Origin of the sequence: Aeromonas schubertii (assembly GCF_000820105.1) — a bacterium.
Taxonomy (GTDB): Bacteria; Pseudomonadota; Gammaproteobacteria; order Enterobacterales; family Aeromonadaceae; genus Aeromonas; species Aeromonas schubertii.
On sequence record NZ_CDDB01000037.1, the window covers coordinates 1 to 20,670 of the forward strand.

General features: G+C 59.9%; 23 protein-coding genes. 7 read left to right on the forward strand and 16 right to left on the reverse strand.

Annotated features, from left to right (window positions below):
* The first annotated feature begins 102 nt into the window (after positions 1 to 102).
* Positions 103 to 519 (forward strand): hypothetical protein, encoded by a 417-nt coding sequence (locus BN1133_RS06835; RefSeq protein WP_050665796.1) that lies wholly within the window; start codon positions 103 to 105, stop codon positions 517 to 519.
* On the opposite strand, the gene rlmM is transcribed toward BN1133_RS06835, so the two are convergent.
* The 6 genes from rlmM to dinB all read right to left on the reverse strand — a co-directional run bounded on the left by rlmM (position 516) and on the right by dinB (position 7,054).
* Positions 516 to 1,607: a 23S rRNA (cytidine(2498)-2'-O)-methyltransferase RlmM gene (gene rlmM / locus BN1133_RS06840; RefSeq protein ID WP_050665797.1), complete on the reverse strand. Its 1,092-nt coding sequence runs from the start codon at positions 1,605 to 1,607 to the stop codon at positions 516 to 518. The two genes, BN1133_RS06835 and rlmM, sit on opposite strands and share 4 nt — an antisense overlap.
* The gene (locus tag BN1133_RS06845; protein ID WP_050665798.1) at positions 1,600 to 1,986 is read right to left on the reverse strand and encodes a DUF423 domain-containing protein; all 387 of its coding nucleotides are present in this window, start codon (positions 1,984 to 1,986) and stop codon (positions 1,600 to 1,602) included. The genes rlmM and BN1133_RS06845 overlap by 8 nt, the downstream gene beginning before the upstream one ends.
* A complete protein-coding gene (locus BN1133_RS06850; protein ID WP_050665799.1) occupies positions 1,983 to 2,597 on the reverse strand; it encodes an alpha/beta family hydrolase in 615 nt (204 codons plus the stop codon). The genes BN1133_RS06845 and BN1133_RS06850 overlap by 4 nt, the downstream gene beginning before the upstream one ends.
* The gene (locus tag BN1133_RS06855; protein WP_050665800.1) at positions 2,597 to 3,514 is read right to left on the reverse strand and encodes a transcriptional regulator GcvA; all 918 of its coding nucleotides are present in this window, start codon (positions 3,512 to 3,514) and stop codon (positions 2,597 to 2,599) included. The genes BN1133_RS06850 and BN1133_RS06855 overlap by 1 nt, the downstream gene beginning before the upstream one ends.
* Before the next feature lie 289 nt (positions 3,515 to 3,803).
* Positions 3,804 to 5,933: a methyl-accepting chemotaxis protein gene (locus BN1133_RS06860; protein WP_050665801.1), complete on the reverse strand. Its 2,130-nt coding sequence runs from the start codon at positions 5,931 to 5,933 to the stop codon at positions 3,804 to 3,806.
* Between the two features lie 68 nt (positions 5,934 to 6,001).
* A complete protein-coding gene (gene dinB / locus BN1133_RS06865; protein WP_153006739.1) occupies positions 6,002 to 7,054 on the reverse strand; it encodes a DNA polymerase IV in 1,053 nt (350 codons plus the stop codon).
* A 137-nt stretch (positions 7,055 to 7,191) separates the two neighbouring features.
* Between dinB and BN1133_RS06870 the strand changes: the two genes are divergently transcribed.
* Positions 7,192 to 7,401, forward strand: coding sequence for a hypothetical protein (locus BN1133_RS06870; RefSeq protein ID WP_050665803.1), 210 nt, complete (start codon positions 7,192 to 7,194; stop codon positions 7,399 to 7,401).
* Between the two features lie 37 nt (positions 7,402 to 7,438).
* Here BN1133_RS06870 and nqrM read toward each other — a convergent pair whose 3' ends face one another.
* The 10 genes from nqrM to BN1133_RS06920 form a co-directional block, all read right to left on the reverse strand.
* Positions 7,439 to 7,663 carry a (Na+)-NQR maturation NqrM gene (gene nqrM, locus BN1133_RS06875; protein ID WP_005349134.1) on the reverse strand — a complete coding sequence of 75 codons (225 nt, stop codon included), beginning with the start codon at positions 7,661 to 7,663 and terminating at the stop codon, positions 7,439 to 7,441.
* A 1-nt stretch (position 7,664) separates the two neighbouring features.
* Positions 7,665 to 8,711 (reverse strand): FAD:protein FMN transferase, encoded by a 1,047-nt coding sequence (locus BN1133_RS06880; protein WP_050665804.1) that lies wholly within the window; start codon positions 8,709 to 8,711, stop codon positions 7,665 to 7,667.
* A 3-nt stretch (positions 8,712 to 8,714) separates the two neighbouring features.
* Positions 8,715 to 9,938, reverse strand: coding sequence for an NADH:ubiquinone reductase (Na(+)-transporting) subunit F (gene nqrF / locus BN1133_RS06885; RefSeq protein WP_050665805.1), 1,224 nt, complete (start codon positions 9,936 to 9,938; stop codon positions 8,715 to 8,717).
* A gap of 16 nt (positions 9,939 to 9,954) precedes the next feature.
* Positions 9,955 to 10,551 (reverse strand): NADH:ubiquinone reductase (Na(+)-transporting) subunit E, encoded by a 597-nt coding sequence (gene nqrE / locus BN1133_RS06890; RefSeq protein WP_050665806.1) that lies wholly within the window; start codon positions 10,549 to 10,551, stop codon positions 9,955 to 9,957.
* Between the two features lie 3 nt (positions 10,552 to 10,554).
* A complete protein-coding gene (locus BN1133_RS06895) occupies positions 10,555 to 11,187 on the reverse strand; it encodes an NADH:ubiquinone reductase (Na(+)-transporting) subunit D (protein ID WP_050665807.1) in 633 nt (210 codons plus the stop codon).
* Complete coding sequence (locus tag BN1133_RS06900; RefSeq protein WP_050665808.1) at positions 11,180 to 11,953, reverse strand: Na(+)-translocating NADH-quinone reductase subunit C; 774 nt, start codon at positions 11,951 to 11,953, stop codon at positions 11,180 to 11,182. Before BN1133_RS06900 ends, BN1133_RS06895 begins: the two co-directional genes overlap by 8 nt.
* On the reverse strand, positions 11,943 to 13,172 hold the full coding sequence (locus BN1133_RS06905) for an NADH:ubiquinone reductase (Na(+)-transporting) subunit B (RefSeq protein ID WP_050665809.1): 1,230 nt from the start codon (positions 13,170 to 13,172) through the stop codon (positions 11,943 to 11,945). The genes BN1133_RS06900 and BN1133_RS06905 overlap by 11 nt, the downstream gene beginning before the upstream one ends.
* Before the next feature lie 3 nt (positions 13,173 to 13,175).
* Entirely contained in the window at positions 13,176 to 14,516 is a 1,341-nt protein-coding gene (locus tag BN1133_RS06910; protein ID WP_050665810.1) for a Na(+)-translocating NADH-quinone reductase subunit A, read from the reverse strand.
* 380 nt (positions 14,517 to 14,896) lie between these two features.
* Entirely contained in the window at positions 14,897 to 15,208 is a 312-nt protein-coding gene (locus BN1133_RS06915; protein ID WP_050665811.1) for a BolA family protein, read from the reverse strand.
* A 36-nt stretch (positions 15,209 to 15,244) separates the two neighbouring features.
* On the reverse strand, positions 15,245 to 15,823 hold the full coding sequence (locus tag BN1133_RS06920; protein WP_050665812.1) for an alpha-ketoglutarate-dependent dioxygenase AlkB family protein: 579 nt from the start codon (positions 15,821 to 15,823) through the stop codon (positions 15,245 to 15,247).
* Between the two features lie 78 nt (positions 15,824 to 15,901).
* Between BN1133_RS06920 and BN1133_RS06925 the strand changes: the two genes are divergently transcribed.
* From BN1133_RS06925 to BN1133_RS06945, 5 genes are all read left to right on the forward strand, one after another.
* On the forward strand, positions 15,902 to 17,032 hold the full coding sequence (locus BN1133_RS06925) for a methyltransferase (RefSeq protein ID WP_050665813.1): 1,131 nt from the start codon (positions 15,902 to 15,904) through the stop codon (positions 17,030 to 17,032).
* Positions 17,033 to 17,043: 11 nt separating this feature from the next.
* Entirely contained in the window at positions 17,044 to 17,616 is a 573-nt protein-coding gene (locus tag BN1133_RS06930) for a YajG family lipoprotein (protein WP_050665814.1), read from the forward strand.
* A 24-nt stretch (positions 17,617 to 17,640) separates the two neighbouring features.
* A complete protein-coding gene (locus BN1133_RS06935; protein ID WP_050665815.1) occupies positions 17,641 to 18,213 on the forward strand; it encodes a peptidylprolyl isomerase in 573 nt (190 codons plus the stop codon).
* 84 nt (positions 18,214 to 18,297) lie between these two features.
* Positions 18,298 to 19,671 (forward strand): AmpG family muropeptide MFS transporter, encoded by a 1,374-nt coding sequence (locus BN1133_RS06940; protein ID WP_050665835.1) that lies wholly within the window; start codon positions 18,298 to 18,300, stop codon positions 19,669 to 19,671.
* Between the two features lie 127 nt (positions 19,672 to 19,798).
* Positions 19,799 to 20,626: a nucleoside-specific channel-forming Tsx family protein gene (locus BN1133_RS06945; protein WP_050665816.1), complete on the forward strand. Its 828-nt coding sequence runs from the start codon at positions 19,799 to 19,801 to the stop codon at positions 20,624 to 20,626.
* Positions 20,627 to 20,670: the final 44 nt, after the last annotated feature.

The following is a 20,670-nucleotide window of genomic DNA, read 5'->3' on the forward strand; positions in this document are numbered from 1 at the left end:
ACTGACTGGCATTAAGCCTTTACGGCTCCTTTTATTTTGCCCATTTTGCTCAGGCCGGGACACCCTGATCTATGTTTGTATCAGAGAAGGGAGGGATCTCTGATGCGTGCGCTTTTTCTGCTGCTCCTGCCGGTCTTGCCTGTCATGGCGCTCGATGAAGCCAGCTGGAAGAGCGCCCTTGACAGCGATGAAGTCGCCCGCTGGCAGAGCTCCCGAGAGGAGCTGAGTCTCAGCCGTTACTCGAGCCTTAGCCTTGAGGTCAAACGCAACGACAGTGGCGAGGCGACCCTCGCCCCCTACCACAGGCTCAATCTAACCCCCGACAAGCGTGTTTCGGTGGGCTTCGAAAATCTCAGACCCAGAGTCAAGTTTCGCGCCGGCACCATGGACACGGCGGTCAAGCTGAGGGGAGATGGCATCAAGGTCCAGCTCACCCCCAGCGACAAGACGATCCCCATGCAGATAGAGCTGAAGATCACCGACGACGAATCAAGCCTTAAGTTCGACTATCGCTTTTAGGCCGGTTTGAGCTTGGAGAGGGCATAGCGGTTGTAGACGTGTACCGTGATCTCCTCGCGGTCATGGTAGAGCTGCTTGGCCTGTACCACGAAGCCGGGATCGATCTCGGCAAGCCGCTCGCGCAGCACATTCAGGTTGTGCTCGCACTCTACGAAGCGCTTCTTCATGGGCAGCTTAAGGTTGAAGATCGCCTCCTGACAGAGCCCGTCCTGGAACCAGTCACCGATCATCTGCACCACCCGCGCCGGCTTGTCGACCATGTCGCACACCAGCCAGTAGGTGTTTTTCTTCACCGGCTTCCACATGAAGCCATCATCGCGCAGGTGTTTGACCTGGCCCGTCTCCATCAGAGAGTCTGCCATCATGCCGTTGTCCACGGCGGTCACCATCATGCCACGGCGCACCAGTTGATAGGTCCAGCCTCCCGGACAGGCGCCCAGATCCACCGCCTTCATCCCGGAGGTGAGGCGCAGATCCCACTCCTCCTTGGGTACGAAGACATGAAACGCCTCCTCGAGCTTCAGAGTCGAGCGGCTCGGAGCGTCGGAGGGGAAGCGCAGACGAGGAATTCCCATATGGAACTCAGAATTATTGAACGAGTAGGAGTAGCCAAGCAGCACATGATCGGTCGCCACAAAGAAGGCGTGGAAGACCGGCCGATTGGGGGTCTCCTTGCTGGTCAGGATCTCGTTGCTACGCAGGGCCTGACGCAGGGGTACCGTGAACTTGCGGCAGAAGGCAGAGAGCTCTTTGGCCTCGTTGGTGTCTGCCGTTTCGACCCTCAGATCCCCACAGATGGCATAGTCACGGCACGCCTCCACGATGGGACGGATCCGATCCCCCAGATCCAGATCGGAGAGATCGTGGGTCAACACCAGCATCTGGCGGGCAAAGATGAGCTCACGGAAGGGGAGCTTGCGTGCCAGCAGGTCGGCCTGTCCCTCCTCATAGAGCTCGAAGAGCACATAGCCGCTGTCGTCCTTGACCCGGGCAAAGCCGTAGCACTGCATGTCGCTGGCACGCTCGGTGATCTCTGCCGCCGCCTCTTTCTCAAAGCCGGGACGGCAATAAATCAGCAGGTTATTCATTTCTTCCTCCAAGACGACAGCCAACCCAAAACAGGGTTGCCCATCCCAACATAAAACAGACTCCCCCGACCGGCGTCAGCAGGCCAATTCCTTTGGTTCCCAGCAGTACCATGGCGTAGATACTGCCGCTAAAACCCAGGGTGCCCAGCACGAAGAGGCCGGCAGCCAGGGCCAGACCACGCCCGCGCAGGGGAGAGAGCCCGAGCGCCAACAGCGCCAGGGCGTGAAAAAACTGGTACTGCACCGCCGTATTGAAGGCGGAGAGCTTATCGGGGGCAATGCCGGTCGCCGGCAAACCATGAGCGCCATAGGCGCCCAGCAGAGTGGCCGACAACCCCATCAGAGCCGCCACCATGAGTTCGATTCGTTGCGCTTTCATCCTCTCACCTCATGGGAAAACGCCCGGATCAGACGGGCCGCCGAAGCCAGATTGTCCGCCTCGGTCAAGCCGCTGCGCTGGCGCGGTTTCAGGCTGTGATCTCCGTCCGGTAGCCAGTGGCAACGCACCGCCGGGGAGAAGGGAAAACCGGCCAACTCCTCACGACAGCCAAACGCGTCTCGCTCCCCCTGCAACAGCAGGGTCGGCGTGACGATCTGCTTGAGCACCTCACCACGCCAACGCTCGGGCTTACCGACGGGGTGGAAAGGATACCCCAGTAGCACCAATCCCGCAGCCCCCGTTTCATCGGCAAGCTCGGCGGCCATCCTCCCTCCCATGGATTTACCCGCCAGAATGAGCCTGGGATGGGCATGGGCGGCAATCACCTCGCGCCAGCACTCGAGTAACACGGGAGCCCGATCGGGAGGGCGGCGCCCTCCTTCCCTCTGCATGCGCGCCATATAGGGAAAGTTAAAACGCACCACCTGCAACGTCTCATCGGCCAGCAGAGCACTCAGGGTGACAAGAAAGGGATGATCCATACCGGCCCCGGCGCCGTGAGCCAGCAAGAGACGAACCGGGGCGTCCACCGCCCCCTGGGTCTCTGTCATCAGGGTTTGACCTGGGCGCGGCGGCGCGCCTCTTCCTGCTCGACCAGCTCCAGCATCCAGTCGCGGAAGGCGACGATCTTGCCCTGCTCCGACTGTTGCTCCTGACAGACCAGGTAGAAGGCGTTCTTGCTCACCAGCACCTGCTCGAAGGGGCAGATCAGGCGACCGGCATCGATCTCGGGCTGGGCCAGCACGCTGTGACCCAGCGCCACTCCCTGACCGTGAATGGCAGCCTGGATCACCATGGTCGAGTGGCTGAAGATGGGCCCCTGATTGACGTTGGGGGCATCGATCCCCAGCTGGCGAAACCAGGCCTTCCAATCGCGGCGCGAGGTGTCGTGCAGCAGGGTATGACGGGTCAGGTCTTCGGGGGTACGCAGGGGCTTGGGCCCGGTCAGCAACATGGGCGAGCAGACCGGGATCAGATACTCGGTATGCAACTTGTCGGCCCTGAGCCCGGGCCAGTTGCCGCGCCCGTAATAGATGGCCACATCCACATCGTCGGTGAGCGATCCCTCATCCAGATCCACGGCCTTGATACGCACATCGATATCCGGATGACGCTCACTAAAGCGCACCAGGCGAGGCACCAGCCACTGAATCGCGAAACTGGGCTGCAAAGAGACGGTCAGTGCCCCCTTGGCACTGCGTGCCAGCAGCTTCTCGGTGGCCTCAGAGATGGAGGCAAAGATATCCTTGATATCGAGAAAATAGCCCTGCCCCTCTTCGGTCAACAGCAGGGAACGATTCTTGCGGCGAAACAGTTTAATCCCCAGGTACTCCTCCAGCGCCTTGATCTGGTGGCTGATGGCAGCCTGGGTGACAAACAGTTCTTCCGCCGCCCGAGTAAAACTCAGGTGGCGAGCCGCCGCCTCGAAAGCCTTGAGGGCGTTGAGGGGAGGAAGACGACGCGACATGACTCCTGCCAAAGATGAGATTTTCTAATGGTCTGCATTATAAATTGTCGGTTGCGACGCCACCAGCGAATAAACATAATTCGCCGCACAATCAGTTGCCATATGGCTCGCACTTCCCCATGAAACCCTGTGGGAAGGGCAATTTTCCGAGTCAGTGACTGTCGATTGTGGTGTTGTGTAATCTTCCCCCGGGAAGAAAAGGTTCAAATTTTCCGATTTGACCTGTCTGTCATCTGAATTGTTTGGCGCCACCTCAGGATGGCGCCTTTTTTCTGTCTGGCGTGACCCCTCACACCTTGAACTGCCCCATCAGGGCCTGCTGGCGATCGGCCAGGGTAAACATCTCCCGACCAATCCTGGCAGAGGATATGGCCTCTTCGCTGATGTTCTGGCTCACATCCCTGATGGTTGCCACATTGTGGTTAAGGGAGTGGATCACCTCGCTCTGCTGACCGGCGGCGCGGGAGATGAGATCGTTCATCTGCTCAATCGAGCCAACCGCCTCGAGGATCTGCTCGAGCATGGTGACCGAGGCCTCCACTCGCTCCCGGGTACGGCCGGCCCTGGCGTGACTCTCGACGATGGCCTCCACCACGCCGCTCGTTCCCCCTTGCAGCTTCTCGATGAGTTCGCGGATTTGGACCACGGAGTCCTGGGTCCTTCCCGCCAGGCTGCGCACTTCATCGGCCACCACGGCAAATCCCCGACCCTGTTCACCGGCCCGGGCAGCCTCGATGGCGGCGTTGAGGGCCAGTAAATTGGTCTGCTCGGCGATGGCCTGGATCACCTCGAGAATATTGCCGATATTGTCGCTCTCATCGGAGAGCCGCTCAGCCATGGGTCTGGCCGCCTCAATCACCTGCATCAGCTCATCCATAGCGCGCTGGCTCTCATTGACCGCCTGCTGTCCATGACGCGCCATCCCCTCGGCCTCCTTGGCCGAGGCCACGGCACTGCCGGCACTCCCGGCCACTTCGGCGGCGCTGGCATTCATCTCCTCAAAGGCCGCGGCGACCATCTCCACCTCCTTGAACTGGGCCTGCAGGCTGTCGCGGGTACGCTCGGCCACCGCTGCCGCCTGGCTCGCCGTCTCGCGAGTTCCCGCCACCGTCTCTACCACCTGGGAGACGGTGCCCTGCAGCTTGTCGAGGAAGAGATTGAACCAGCGAGCCAACTCCCCGAGCTCATCCTGGCGGTCTATCTGCAGCCGCTGGGTGAGGTCCCCCTCACCGCTGGCGATATCCCGCAACCGACTGACCACTGCACGAATGGGTGAGACCACCTGGCGCGCCAACAGGGTAATGGCACCGAGCGCAAGCAGGGTGATCAGGATGCCGATCTCAATTTGCATCCAGCCGCTGCTGGCGGCCTGCTCGGCCAGCTCGGCACTGAGCCGATCGGCCTCCTCCAATACCACGGCACGGGGCAGCTGGATATAGACCCCCCAGCTGTGGCCCACCACCCGGATCGGCGTGAAGCTCTGTAGCCAGGCCCCATCCTCGCTCCAGCGTGAGAGTGGCACTCCCTCCTTGAGCCAGCCCTTGAGCTGCCCCCCCAGGGGATCGCCGCCAAGCGGCTTGCCTACCGGGGTGTTAAAACCGCTCTGGGCGGCCACAGTCCCTCCCTGGCTTATCAGCATCACATCGCCGCTGCCCCGGTAAAGATCCTCATCCATGCCCTGCACCACCTGCTGCAGACTGTCCAGGGCCAGATCCACACCCACGATACCGATCACCTTCCCCTCCTCCATGAGCGGAACCGTGACCGAGGTCATCAGACGGGATTGTCCCTCGACCTCATCCAGATAGGGCTCGAGCAGGCAGCTGCTGCGACTCTCCAGGCTACAGCGATACCAGTAATTGGCAGGGGTACCACTCTCATCGGGAGCGCTGTCGGCCAGATCCTCCTCACTCATGGTCTCGGCGACTATGCCCTCCTTGCCGCGCGCCCAGTAGACGGAGAAGCGCCCCTTCTCGTTGGAGCCCAGGGCACTCGAATCAACATAGTTGGCATCCTCACCATCGAGGGCATCGGGCTCGAATACCCCGTAGACACCGAGCAAGTTGGGAGCCGCCAGCAACGACTCGTGCAACATCTGGTTGAGGGCACCGCGCAGGGCCTCGGAGTGCATGAAATTGTCTTGGGCATTCTTGCGCTGGAAGAGGATCCCCTGAGCCAGCAGGGAGGCCCGATAGAAAGACTCATCCAGATAGGCCGTCACCCTGGCGGACTGGGCCAATCCCTGAGCCTGCATCACTTGCTGGGCGGCACCACGCGCACTCTCGGCGGTGCGCATCTCGATGCGAGACTGCACTTCACGCCCTTGATAGAGGGAGAAGCTGATGAGTGAAACCGAGAGCAGCAACAGGCAGAGACCGGCAGAGAGGGTGATGCGCCACTGGACCGAGAGAGATTTCATGGAAACATCCTTGTTGTATTCGATACCGAATTATATCGGCGGCCATGCTTCATAACTTAATAATATATTTATAAATCAAGAGCTAACTGTTCAGACGAGTCCCCTACTCCAACCACCACGCCCACCAGGCGAATGCCCCGGCCGCGAGCCCGAAGCAGCCCCTCGCGCAGCAGCGTCGGAAGCAATGCGGCATCGGGCCTTTCACAACTACGATAGACGGTCGTCTGCTGAAAATCGGCAAACTTGAGCTTGATCCCCACTCCCCGTACCGGTCGACGCCCCTGATGGCGCTCGAGACGACGCAGCAACTCGGGCCAGAGCGCCTCGAGACAGGTGAGAACCAAGGGCTCATGAGGGGGCAGATCCTCATCCAGGGTGGTCTCCACTCCCACGCTCTTGCGCTCCCGGCTCACTGCCACCGGTCGCTCATCTCTCCCCCAGGCTCGCTCGAGCAGTGCCTCTCCCGGTTTCCCCCAGAGACGGCGAGCCCGCTCGAGGTCGAGGGCTCTGAGATCTTCGCAGGTAATAAAGCCCAGCGCCGCCATCCGCTCGGCACTCTTGCGTCCCACGCCGGGGATCTGGGAGAGCGGCAACTGGCACACAAACTCATCGACCTGATGGGGGGCGATAACAAACTGGCCATCGGGCTTGTTGCGCTCGGAGCCGATCTTCGCCAGAAACTTGTTGGGGGCAACACCGGCAGAGGCGGTCAGGGCCAACTCCTCCCTGATCCGCTCTCGGATTTCGGCGGCGATCCGGGTCGCCGAGCCTCCCAGCAGGGGACATTCGGTCACATCCAGATAGGCCTCATCCAGAGAGAGGGGCTCGATGAGAGAGGTATAACGGCGGAAGATATCATGCAGCTGACCGGAGACCTCCTTGTAATAGGCAAGCCTCCCGGGCAGCAATACCAGGGGTGGGCAGAGACGGCGAGCCACCGCCGTCGGCATGGCTGAGCGGACCCCGAAGCGACGCGCCACATAGTTACAGGTCGAGATGACGCCACGGTGCTCGACGCTGCCACCTATGGCCATAGGCACCTCACGCAGGGCCGGATCGTCGCGCATCTCCACGGCGGCATAGAAGCAATCCATGTCGATATGGATGATTTTACGTCCCATTGTGCCCTCCAAACCGACCGGTGACATGCCAAGCGCTGGATAAAAAAACAGTATACAGGTTCACCTGTGCATTTTGACAGTCCGCTCCCGAGAGAAAGGGGCTATCCCTAGGGGACTAATGGCCCCAGGAGAAGCAAATGGACGCACAAGCCGCCTGGCTGATGGTAATACTGGCCATGCCACTGGCCGCCAAAAATAACCCCACGGCCGAGTGCCAATGGCTCCACGATCGTATCGAGACGCTGGAAATTGCGATCAAGAAGGGAGATACCCTCGGCACCCGGGAAGAGCTGACTCGCTGGCGGGGTGAGTTCAGGAAGAAGGAGTGTCACCAGTATGACTACTGAAAAACAGCGCGGGGCCGATGGCCCCGCGCTGTGATTACTAGATGATGCGATTTTCTTCGAGCATCTTGCGGCGCGCCTCTTCGGCGGCCATCTTCTTCTTGCGATTGTCACAGGGTTCGGGACAGTCGCACTCCTTCTCGATGCCGATGGCACCCAGTCCCCCGCAGGAGCCGGAGATGGTCTTCTTCTTGATGATGTAGCCGATGGCCATGGCCGCGACAAACAACAGGAAGACGGCGAAGGTTATCAGAAAGATTTGCATATCACTTTCTCACCAGATAGGGCTTGAAGGCATCCGAGTACTCCTCACGGAACCCTTCGTCGGTCTTGGTAACCATGAAGATAGCCAATCCCTTCTCCCTGGCATAGGCCATTCCCTTCTCCGGTCCCATCACGGTCAAGGCGGTAGCCAACCCATCCGCCGTCATGCAGGAGGGATGCACCACGGTCACTGATACCAGACGGTGAGTGATGGGCTTGCCGGTCGCCGGATCTATGGTGTGGGAGAAGCGCTTGCCATCCATCTCGTAGTAGTTGCGGTAGTCTCCCGAGGTGGCGACGCCGTTGTCACCAACCACGATCACCTCCTGCACCGAGCCTTCCGCACTACCGGCTACCGGTTTCTCGATGGCCACCCGCCAGGGGTGTCCCTTGCCGTTGAGCCCCTTGATACGCAGCTCACCGCCAATCTCGACCAGGTAGTTGCGCGAGCCGAGCGCTTCTATGTATTCGGCTACCTTGTCCACACCGAATCCCTTGGCGATGGAGGAGAGATCCACATAGAGATCCGGTATGTCCTTTTGCAGGGTATCCGCATCGACCGAGGTGGTCACATGAAGATTACCCAGGCCTGTCTTCTGACGGGTCTGGGCAATCAGCTCATCACTCGGCACCTTGGTAGGCCGTTTGTCAGGGCCAAAGCCCCACAGGTTAACCAGAGGGCCAACCGTCACATCCAGCGCCCCCCGGGTCTCACGGCCCAGATGCAGCGACTCGGTCACCACCCGGGCAGTGTCACGAGAGACGACCACAGGCTTGCTGTCGCGGGTCTGGTTGAAACGGGAAAGCTCGGAGTCGGGACGATAAGTGGACATCTGGTCGTTGACCCGCTCGAGCAGCGCATCCACCTCGGCCTGAAAGGCCTCGGGGGTCTTGGCTATCTTGTCGGCGACCTTGATGGAGTAATAGGTTCCCATGGTGCTGCCGGTGATGTGGATCTCCGGCCCTGTGTTGACCTTCTCCTGACCGCACCCTGTCAAGAAAAAGGCCAGCCCGATAAGGGCCAGCCATGTCTTTACCGCAGAACGCATCGATTAGCCACCGAAGTCGTCGAGCAGGATATTTTCGTCTTCCACGCCCAGGCTCTTGAGCATGTTGATGACGGCGGCGTTCATCACGGGAGGACCACACATGTAGAACTCGCAGTCTTCCGGGGCCTCGTGGTTCTTGAGGTAGTTCTCATAGAGCACGTTGTGGATGAAGCCGGTGTAGCCGGTCCAGTTGTCTTCCGGCTGCGGATCCGAGAGCGCCACATGCCACTGGAAGTTGTCGTTTTCCGCCTGCAGCATGTCGAAATCTTCCACATAGAACATTTCGCGCTTGGAGCGGGCACCATACCAGAAGCTCATCTTGCGCTTGGACTTCAGGCGACGCAGCTGGTCGAAGATATGGGAACGCATCGGCGCCATACCCGCACCACCCCCGATGAACACCATCTCGTTGTCGGTCTCTTTGGCAAAGAACTCACCAAACGGACCGGAGATGGTCACCTTGTCACCCGCCTTCAGGTTGAAGATGAAGGAGGACATCTGGCCCGGCGGCAACTGCATGTTGCTGGGGGGCGGCGTGGCAATCCGCACGTTCAGCATGATGATGCCGAACTCTTCCGGATAGTTGGCCATGGAGTAAGCACGGATGATCGGCTCGTTGACGGTCGACACCAGGTCGAACAGCTTGAAGCGATCCCAGTCACCACGATACATCTCGGGGATGTCGAAGTTCTTGTACTCCACCTTGTGAGCCGGCGCTTCGATCTGGATATAACCACCGGCGCGGAACGGCACACTCTCCCCGTCGGGGATCTGCAGCTTGAGCTCCTTGATGAAGGTGGCCTTGTTGTCATTGGAGATGACACTACATTCCCACTTCTTCACGCCGAAGATCTCTTCAGGCAGCTCGATGTCCATGTCCTGACGCACGGTCACCTGGCAGGCCAGACGCTCACCGTGGCGGGCATCACGCTTGCTGATGTGATCCAGCTCGGTCGGCAGGATATCACCACCGCCCGCCTTCACCCGAACCTTACACTGGCCACAGGAGCCACCGCCACCACAGGCGGAGGAGACGAAGATACCGCTGCCGGCCAGGGCCCCGAGCAGCTTACCACCGGCCGGGGTCTTCACCGCCTTGGCCGGGTCATCGTTGATCACGATTGTCACGTCGCCCGCGGTCACCAGCTTGGACTTGGCGAACAGTATGACTGCCACCAGCGCCAGCAGGATCACGGTGAACATGACCACACCCAAAATAATTTCCATCTATCGTTCCTTCCGATTACAGGGAGATACCAGAGAAGGACATGAAGCCCAGCGCCATCAGGCCGGCGGTGATGAAGGTGATACCCAGACCGCGCAGGCCGTCCGGCACATCGGAGTACTTCATCTTCTCGCGGATACCCGCCATGGCCACGATGGCCAGCATCCAACCAAAGCCGGAGCCCACGCCATAGACGACGGATTCGGCAAAGTTGTAATCACGCTGCACCATGAAGGAGACGCCACCGAAGATGGCGCAGTTCACCGTGATAAGCGGCAGGAAGATACCCAGGGCGTTGTAGAGGGCCGGGAAATACTTGTCCAGCGCCATCTCCAGGATCTGCACCAGAGCCGCGATCACACCGATGAAGGTGATGAAGCTCAGGAAGCTGAGATCCAGGCCAGTCACCAGGGCCCCGTCTTTCAACACGAAGTTGTAGATGAGGTTGTTGGCCGGTACGGCGATGGTCTGCACCACGACCACGGCGATGCCGAGACCGATGGCGGTTTTAACCTTCTTGGAGACCGCCAGGAAGGTACACATCCCGAGGAAGAAGGAGAGTGCCAGGTTTTCGATGAAGACCGAGCGGATTAACAGACTGATATAGTGTTCCATCTCTTACTCCTTCGCCTCCACCTGCTTGGGATCCTTGGTGCGGACCGCCCAGATGATGAGGCCGATCAGGAAGAAGGCACTCGGCGGCAGCAGCAGCAGGCCATTGGGCACGTACCAACCACCGTTGTTTACCAGCGGCAGCAGTTCGATGCCAAACCAGGTACCTGAGCCCAGGATCTCGCGCACGGTGGCCACGGTCAGCAGCACGGCACCGTAACCCAGGCCGTTGCCGATACCATCCAGGAAGGAGGGCCGCGGGGCACTCTTCATGGCATAGGCTTCGGCGCGCCCCATCACGATACAGTTGGTGATGATAAGACCAACGAACACGGAGAGCTGCTTGGAGATGTCATAGGCGACCGCCTTCAGCACCTGATCCACCACAATAACCAGAGAGGCGATGATCGCCATCTGGGCGATGATCCGCACACTGTTGGGGATCTGGTTACGGATCAGGGAGATGAAGAGGTTGGAGAAGGCCGTGACCGCGGTTACGGCCAGGGTCATCACGAATGCCGTCTTCATCTGGCTGGTCACCGCCAGAGCGGAACAGACACCCAGCACCTGAAGGGCGATGGGGTTGTTGCCGATCACAGGGGTGAGCAGCAGCTTTTTCATTTCGCTCTTGTCAGCCATTGTTGAGCTCTCCTGCACGCAGCTTGGCCAGGAACGGACCAAAGCCATTGGAACCCATCCAGAACTCGAAGGTGTGCTGGACGCCGTTGGAGGTCAGAGTGGCACCCGAGAGACCGTCGATCTCGTGCTCGGAGCCTTCCGGCGCATGACCCTTGATCACGCGCAGGGCCGGTTTGCCATCAGCATCAAACAGCTTCTTGCCAACAAACAGCTCGCGCCAGGCCGGATTCTCGACCTCACCACCCAGACCCGGGGTCTCACCTTGATCGTAATAGGTGATGCCCTTGATGGTCTGGCCATCCGGCGCGACCGCCAGGAAGGCGTACATGGTGGACCAGAGGCCCTGACCATAGATCGGCAGGATCACGCTCTCCACCTTGCCATCTTCCCCCTTGGCGAGGAACACAGGCATGGTCTTGGAGATGCGCTTGATACCGGCACGATCGGCGTCAGCGGGGATCAGGAAATTTCGTGACGGGTCTTTGGCGGCGGCCAGCATGTCGAAGCCGTCGGCATCCCCTTCCACGAACTGACCACTGGCCAGATCGACCAGACGAGCCTCGATCTTCTCGCCATAGGTCTTGGTCACATTGCTCACATCCAGACCGGCAACGGAGAGGATGTTGGACTGCTTGTCGAGGGCCTTGTTGGCCTGCTGGGCAGGGCGCAGACCCACGGCCGCCACGGAGACGACGATGGAGCAGACCAGGCACAGGCCAGCAACGACGCTGACGGTGCCGATAGTCGTATCTTTGTTAAACGCCACGAGCGATCCTCCGCTTGATGTTCGCCTGTGCTACGAAATGGTCAAACAGCGGGGCAAACAGGTTCGCAAACAGAATGGCCAGCATCATGCCTTCCGGGAACGCAGGGTTAACCACGCGCACCAGCACCACCATCACGCCGATCAGGGCGCCATACCACCACTTACCGGTGTTGGTAAAGGAGGCAGAGACAGGATCGGTGGCCATGAACATCATGCCGAAGGCAAAACCGCCCAGCACCAGATGCCAGTGCCACGGCATGCTGAACATGGGGTTGGTATCAGAACCGACCACGTTGAACAGCAGGGAGGTGGCGATCATGCCGATCATCACGCCGGCGATGATGCGCCAGGAGGCGATGCGCATGTAGACGATCATGGCGCCGCCGAGCAGGATCATCAGAGTAGAGACTTCGCCGATAGAGCCCGGCAGGTTGCCGAGGAAGGCGTCCATCCAGCTGATAGCCTGACCGGTCGCCGCATTGACCAGACCAGCCTGACCACCCTGGGCCCACTGGCTCAGCGCGGTGGCGCCGGAGAAGCCATCGACGGCAACCCAGACTGCATCACCGGAGATCTGGGCCGGGTAAGCGAAGAACAGGAAGGCACGACCGGCCAGGGCCGGGTTCAGGAAGTTTTTGCCGGTACCACCGAACACTTCCTTGGCCATGACCACACCGAAGGTGATACCCAGTGCAGCCTGCCACAAGGGCAGTTCGGGCGGCACGATCAGGGCAAACAGGATCGAGGTCACGAAGAAGCCTTCGTTGATCTCGTGCTTGCGCACCATGGCGAACAGCACTTCCCAGAAACCACCGACGAAGAAGACGGTGATATAGATCGGGAAGAAGTGAGCGGCACCGATCAGCATCTTGCTGCCGACACCCGCCACGGCCGGATCCAGAGAAGCCCCCAGCAGGGAGGCCAGGGTGTACTGCCAGGTATCGAGGCCGGCGACGCTGCCCAGTTGGGCGACGGCGCTCATGGCCTGGTTACCGACGTTATACATGCCCCAGAACATGGCCGGGAAGACGGCCAGCCACACCATGATCATCATGCGCTTGAGATCGAGCGCATCACGGACGTGGGAAGAGGAGCGGGTCACGGAACCCGGGGTATAGAAAAGCGTGTACGCCGCTTCGAACAGGGCATAGTACTTCTCGTACTTGCCGCCCGGCTCGAAGTGATGTTCCATCTTTTCAAGAAGTTGCTTAAAACTCATCGCTTAACCTTCCTGTTCGATCTTGGTCAGGCAGTGGCGCAGAATCGGACCGTATTCGGTCTTGCCCGGGCAGACGAAGGTACACAGGGCCAGATCCTCTTCATCCAGCTCCAGGCAACCGAGAGCCTGGGCACCGTCCGTGTCACCGGCGACCAGGTCGCGCAGCAGCAGGGTCGGCAAGATGTCCAGCGGCATCACTCGCTCGTAGTTACCAATCGGCACCATGGAGCGATCACTACCGTTGGTGCTGGTGGTGAAGTTGAACAGCTTGCCCTTGAAGAGGTGGGACAGGGTGGTACGAGTGATGGTGAACTTGTCGGCACTGGGATTGGCCCAGCCGAGGAACTCCTTCTCGCGCCCTTCACCCAGCACGCTGACCTGATTGTGGTAGCGACCCAGGTAGGCGACTTCACCCCTGGCATGCACACCGCTCAGGATAGAGCCGGAGATGATGCGGTTCTCGTCGGCACGCAGCTCGTTATTGGTCAGCTGAGCCATGCTGGCACCGATGCGGGTACGCAGCAGACGCGGCTTGAGCACGTTCGGACCGGCCAGGGAGATTACCTTGTCGGTGCAGATCTCACCGGAGGTGAAGAGCTTGCCGTAGGCGATCACATCCTGGTAGTTGATGTGCCAGACACACTTGTGGGCACTCACCGCATCCAGGAAATGGATGTGGGTACCGGGCAGACCGGCCGGGTGCGGGCCCACAAAGACCTCTTCCTGTACCTGAGACAGGGTGGACTGGGGCAGGCTACCCTCGGCCTTGCACACATACACCTTGCCATCGGTCAGACGGCTCAGTACCGCCAGACCATCGACGAAGGCCTGGGCCTGTTCGCGGATGACAAGCTCGGCACTGGCAGCCAGCGGATTGGAGTCCATGGCGGTGACGAAGATGGCGCGCGCAGCGCTACCCACGGCGGGCACCTTGCTAAACGGGCGGGTGCGCAGGGCGACCCACTGGCCGGACTCGACCAGGATCTCCTGGACCTTGGCCCGGTCAAGCTGGGGCAGCTCGGCGGAAGAGAAGGCGGCAAAGGTGATCTGCTCGTCGCCGTCGATATCGATCACGACGGATTGCAGAACTCGTTTGTCACCACGGTTAATCTCGGCAACGACACCGGCAGCAGGGGCAGTGAATTTCACGCCAGGATTCTTCTTGTCTTCAAAAAGAATCTGGCCCTTCTTGACGCGATCCCCGACCTTGACGGCCATGGTGGGACGCATCCCCACGTACTCCTCGCCGAGTGTAGCGACACGGGTGATGGCGGGGCCATCGTAGATTACTTGCTCTGGCGCACCCAACACGGGGATGTCCAGTCCTTTTTTAATTGTAATCATACTCACTTGCACTACCGTTACGGGAAGACAGGTTGGTAAGTGCCGGGAGAGGCTCCCGACTGTGGATTGACTCTCCGGGATGTAGTCGAAGGCGACCACATCCATGGAAATTCAAAAAGCGATTGAGTTTATCATCTCGGTGATTCCCCCCGCCATGACAAAACAGGAAAATTCACGCAACATCACAAAAATCACCCTACAAACTGTGATAGTGAATTCGAAGTGACTTTTCAAGCAGGACAAGGGGATAACCCCAACATACCCATTAAGGGATAAACAAAATTTATCCCCTCCATGGTCAAGAAAATTTAATGATTAAAATCCATCCTGACACCGGATAAAGCACCATCGATTGCCGACCGATGAGGGAACACAGTGCCTTACAGTGTCGGTTTGCCCACACAGGAAGGCGTGCGGGGCGCCCCTTCCCGAGCCTGCCACTCGGCGTCAGTGTAGGTGTGCAGAGCCAGGGCGTGCAGAGTACTTGCCAGCTCCTCGGCCAACAGGGCATTGATTCTGCGATGACGTGCCAACAGACGCTCACCGGCAAAGCATTCGCTCACGACAATCACCTTGAAGTGGCTCTCGGCCCCCGGCTCGGTACGATGCATGTGACTCTCATTGATGACCTCGAGATGGCTCGGGGCGAGGGCCTCCCGTAACTTTTGCTCGATGTGGGTTTGCAACTGCATAAAACAGACTCCGCTGACTGACGATGGAGAGCCATTCTAACGGCCCGGCTGGATCAAACGAAAGGTGAGGCTGATGCGCGGCCCGACCCGACTCCGGGTTTTGGGCAGGCAGTGCTGCCAGCATGACTGCAGACCCGGCGCCATCAGCAGCAAGGAGCCAGGCTCCAGCCACCACTCCTCGCGGCACCGATGATCCTCCAGTCGGCGCAGCAAGAAGCGTCGGCATGCCCCCAAAGAGACGGCCGCCACCGCAGGATCCGCACCAAGCTCGGCCTCATCGTCCCGATGCCACCCGATGCTGTCACTGCCGCTTCGGTAGTGATTGAGCAGCACGCTGTTAAAGGCATATCCCGTGGCGGTGCAGACCCTGTCGCGCAGCTGTGCCAAGGGCTCAGGCCAGGGGGTGGCGGGGAGCTGCAAGCCCGAATAGTGGTAGGGGCTGTCACTATACCAGGCGCTCAGCCTCGGCTGTGGCAGAGTCCGGCCAAACAGCCGTACCCGGTATTGCTGCCACCTTATCTCCTCCAGCCATTGCCACCACCACACTTGCTCCTCTTGCGTGAGCCAGCCGGGCCAATACCGCAGGGCGGCCCCCTCCGGATGAGTGGCCTTCATTTATCCTCCCGATGAGATATGACTTCTGACGCCGAGCCGCTAAAATAGCGGCCCCGTTTATGTCACGCCGGAGCCCTGATGCTGACCCGTCTCGATCATCCCCATTGCCAGTTTGAGCTGCTGCGCTATCCGCCACAAGCCAACGACCCGTTACAGGCCTGGGATGCTGCCGACGAATACCTGATCACCACCCTGGCCGAGGAGGGGATAGCGGCCGGCGCCGTGGTGATCATGAATGACAGTTTTGGTGCACTCACCGCATTTTTGCACGCCCATCACCCGCACTTTGTCAGCGACTCTTTCGTCAGCCGCCGCGGCGCCGAAGAGAACCTCAGGCGCAACGGCCTGGCTCCCGACAGCGTCGTCTGGCAGGATGCCCTGGCTCCTCTGCCTGCGGCACCGGCGCTGGTCGTCATCAAGGTGACCAAGTACCAGGCCCTGCTCGAGCAGCAGTTGATCGCCCTCTCCCGGGTGGTGACACCGCAGACCCGTATCCTCGCCGCCGGCAAGGCCAAGGAGATCCACACCTCCACCCTGCAGCTGTTTGAGAAGTGGCTCGGGGCCACCACCACCTCGCTGGCCTGGAAGAAGGCACGCCTCATCCACTGCGTGCCGCGCGGCGAGCCCTGCAAGGCCAGCGACCCCTACCCCACCATCTGGCCACTGGAGGGGACCGACATGGTGCTGCGCAATCACGCCAACGTCTTCTCTCGCACCAGCCTCGATATCGGGGCCCGCTTCATGCTTGATCACCTGCCGGTGATGAGTGCCCGTCAGGTGATCGATCTCGGTTGTGGCAACGGGGTGCTGGGGCTCTCTCTGCTCGCCAGGGATCCGCAAGTCGCTGTCACCTTCTGCGATGAGTCTTACATGGCCATCGCCTCGGCCAGGGAAAACGTGCAGAAGAACCTGCCCGATGCTCTCGAACGCGCCCACTTTATGGTCAATAACTGTCTTGACGGAATGGCCACAGGCAGTGCAGATCGTATCCTCTGCAACCCCCCGTTTCATCAGTTGCAAGCCATCACAGACCACATCGCCTGGCAGATGTTCCAGGATGCACACAGGGTGCTCCCGCGCGGTGGGGATCTCTGGGTGGTGGGCAACCGCCACCTCGACTACCACCTCAAGCTCAAGCGGTTGTTTGGCAATGCTCAACTCATTGCAGGCAATAAAAAATTCGTTATCTTGAAAGCCATCAAACGTTAAAGGAACCCCAGATGAAGAAGTCTCTCATCCTGATGGGGGCACTGCTGCTCGGCGGCTGTGCCACCAGTTGGCCGGAAACGGCCTATATCAATCCCCAAATCATCCCGGCCAACCAGCAATACTACTCGGGTAACAGCATCACCCTGGAGGGCGTCGATCGCCGTGAGGCAGCCTATGTCATCTCGGTCAAGAAGAGAGAGAAGGCCCCGGTGCTGGTCAACGCCTACGCCCCTCTCGGGCAGGTCCTCGCCGACAAGCTATCCGAAGGGCTGCGCAGCCAGGGGCTGAACGTGGGCGGTATCGGCTCGACACACCTGCAACTGGAGGTGCTGCAGGCGGCCGTCAATGTGGAGGAGAAGACCTTCACCTATGTGACCAAGTCCAGAGTGAGCCTCAAGGCCACCGCCGATTTCCAGGGCAATCGGGTGAGCAAGCAGTTCAACGCCACCTCCTCCAAAGAGGGGCCGGGTGAGCCGGACATGAGCGATCTGGAGTCCACCCTGAACCAGCAGTTGGGTAATCTGCTGCAACAGATCCTGGCGGATCAGCAGCTGCGCAGCTACCTCAAGGGCCAACCGGGCTAACGGAGAGTCATGATGAAAAGATGGATGAGTGTGCTGGCATTGGCTGCCAGCCTGTTGCCTGCTCTGCTGCAGGCTGCGCCAAGGGTTCAGTTTGAAACCAATCATGGCAATGTCGTGGTCGAGCTCGCCCCCAAGGCGGCGCCACAGACGGTCAAAAACTTCCTGCGTTATGTGGCCGACGGCAGCTACGATGGCAGCCTGTTCCACCGCATAGTACCGGGTTTCGTGGTACAGGGGGGAGGCTATAACCAGCAGTATCAGCAGCTCCCTACCTATGATCCCGTGGTCAATGAATCCATCGGTGGCCTCTCCAACAAGCGGGGCACCATCGCCATGGCCCGAACCCAGGCGGTGGACAGCGCCACTCGCCAGTTCTACTTCAACCTGGTCAACAACACCAATCTGGATGGCGCCGGGCAAGCGGGCTACACCGTGTTTGGCCAGGTGGTGAGCGGACTCGAGGTGCTGGACAAGCTGGCCCAGACCCCGACCCAGTACAGCAGCATACTGCGCGCCAACAACGTGCCCACCACCCCCGTCATCTTGCGGCATGTCACCCTGCTGCCCGATCAGCCGGCAGCCAAGAAGAGCAAGTAAGCCTCAGGCGGGCCCAGAGCCCGCCTTTCACTTTGTTATTGCGAGGAGTGCAAGGTGCGCAACACATCCGGCTGGCTGCAGGCCATGGCCATCTATCTGGAGCCCAGAGTTCTCACCCTGCTGACGTTGGGATTCTCGTCGGGGCTGCCCCTGCTGCTGGTCTTTGGCACCCTCTCCTTCTGGCTGAGAGAGGCCGAGGTGAGCCTCACTGATATCGGCTACATGAGCTGGGTGGCCCTGGCCTATGGCTTCAAGTGGGTGTGGTCTCCACTGGTCGATCGCCTCTCCCTGCCTCTGCTCTCGAGCCTGCTTGGACGGCGACGCAGCTGGATGCTGCTCTCCCAGCTACTGGTCATGGGTGCCCTGATCGGCATGGGGATGAGCGACCCCAAACTGAGCCTGACCCATCTCGCCCTGTTTGCCCTGTTGGTGGCCTTCGCCTCGGCGACCCAGGATATCGTCATCGACGCCTTTCGCATCGAGTCTGCCCCCGAGCGCCTGCAGGCGGCCATGGCGGCGGCCTACATGACGGGCTACCGACTCGCCATGATCCTGGCCGGCGCCGGCGCCCTGGCCCTGGCCGCCTGGCTCGGCAGTGATACTGGCTACTCTCGGGATGGTTGGCAACTGACCTATTTCATCATGGCCGCCTGCATGAGCGTCGGCCTTGTCACTACACTGCTCTGTCATGAGCCAGAAGCCGATCTGCAACGCCAGAGCGAGGAGCAAGCCGCCTGTAAAGCGTCGTTGCTGGAGCGGGGCTGGCCCCCAGCTATCGCCGCTGTGGGAGCCTGGTGCATCGAGTCTATCTGGCGTCCCTTCAGCGACTTCTTCGAGCGCTACGGCAAGACGGCGCTGCTGATCCTGGCGCTTATCGCCTGCTATCGCATCTCGGATGTGGTGATGGGGGTGATGACCAGCAGCTTCTATGTGGACCTGCAGTTTAGCAAGACCGAGGTGGCCACCATCACCAAGGTCTACGGCGTCATCATGACCCTGGTGGGCGCCAGCGTCGGGGGGGTGCTGGTGATGCGCTTTGGTACCCTGCGCATCCTGTTGATCGGCGCCCTGCTCACCGCCAGCACCAATCTGCTCTTCTCCCTGCTGGGGGTCGTGGGACACAACACCTGGCTGCTCACCGTCATCATCTCGCTGGATAACCTGGCCGCCGGCATCGCCACCGCCGCCTTTGTCACCTATCTGTCGAGCCTCACCAACGTCGCCTTCTCGGCCACCCAGTACGCCCTGTTCAGCTCGATGATGCTGCTGCTGCCCAAATTTCTGGCCGGTTTCTCCGGCGCCGTGGTGGAGCAAATTGGCTACAGCCACTTCTTCATTGGCACCGCCCTGCTGGGTATTCCCGCCATCTGCCTGATCCCGATCGTCTCCAAACGGACAACGGCTATCACGAGAGAGCGGTCACAAGATAATCGTTTGCGAAATAGTGGGGGTGATTAGACTCACACTTCATCACAAAGTTCCCAACAATTTATTTATCCCCCGGGATGTTTGGCCTAGAATCCACTCGCTCCCTCGCTGGAGCGGGCTACGGAAATCCTCAACTACGGACATAAGAGATAAGAAGATGGCCAAGTTCACCAAATCCCTGATCGCCGCCGGCCTGCTGGCCGCCGCCGCTACCCCCGCCTTCGCCGCCGACTACAGCGGTGACATCCACAAGAACGATTACAAGTGGATGCAGTTCAACGTGATGCACACCATCGGCCAGCTGCCGAGTGGCGATCACGACTACAACGACACCTACCTCGAAATGGAGTTTGGTGGTCGCTCCGGCCTGTTCGATCTGTACGGCTATGTCGACGTCTTCGATATCTTCGACAACCGTCACAGCGAAAAGCATGGTTATGGCGATGGCAAAAACATCTTCATGAAGTTTGCCCCGCGTCTCTCCCTGGATGCCCTGACCGGTAAAGATCTCTCCTTCGGCCCGGTTCAAGAGCTCTACATCGCCTCCCTGAACAACGTCGATGACACCATGATGGAGAACCAGATCGGTCTGGGCGCCGATGTGATGGTTCCCTGGTTTGGCAAGGTGGGCATGAACCTGTACGCTCGTCACGCCACCGAGAGCAAGTACTTCCAGGAAGAAGAGGGTACCTGGAACGGCTATCAGTTCTCCATGAACTGGTTCAAGCCCTTCTACACCTTCTCCAACGGCTCCTTCATCTCCTATCAGGGCTACCTGGACTACCTGTTCGGCGCCGACACCTATGGCCGCGCCGACCGCAATGCCACTGGCGTTGCCACCTTCCACGGCCTGTACTGGCACTCCGACCGCTACGCCGTCGGTTACGGCCTGAAGTACTTCAACGACGTGTACGGCGTCAACAACTCCGATGGCTTCAAGTCCACCGGTTTTGGCCACTACTTCTCCGTTACCTACAAGTTCTAATCGAACCTCGGGTAACCAAAAAACCGGAGCATCTGCTCCGGTTT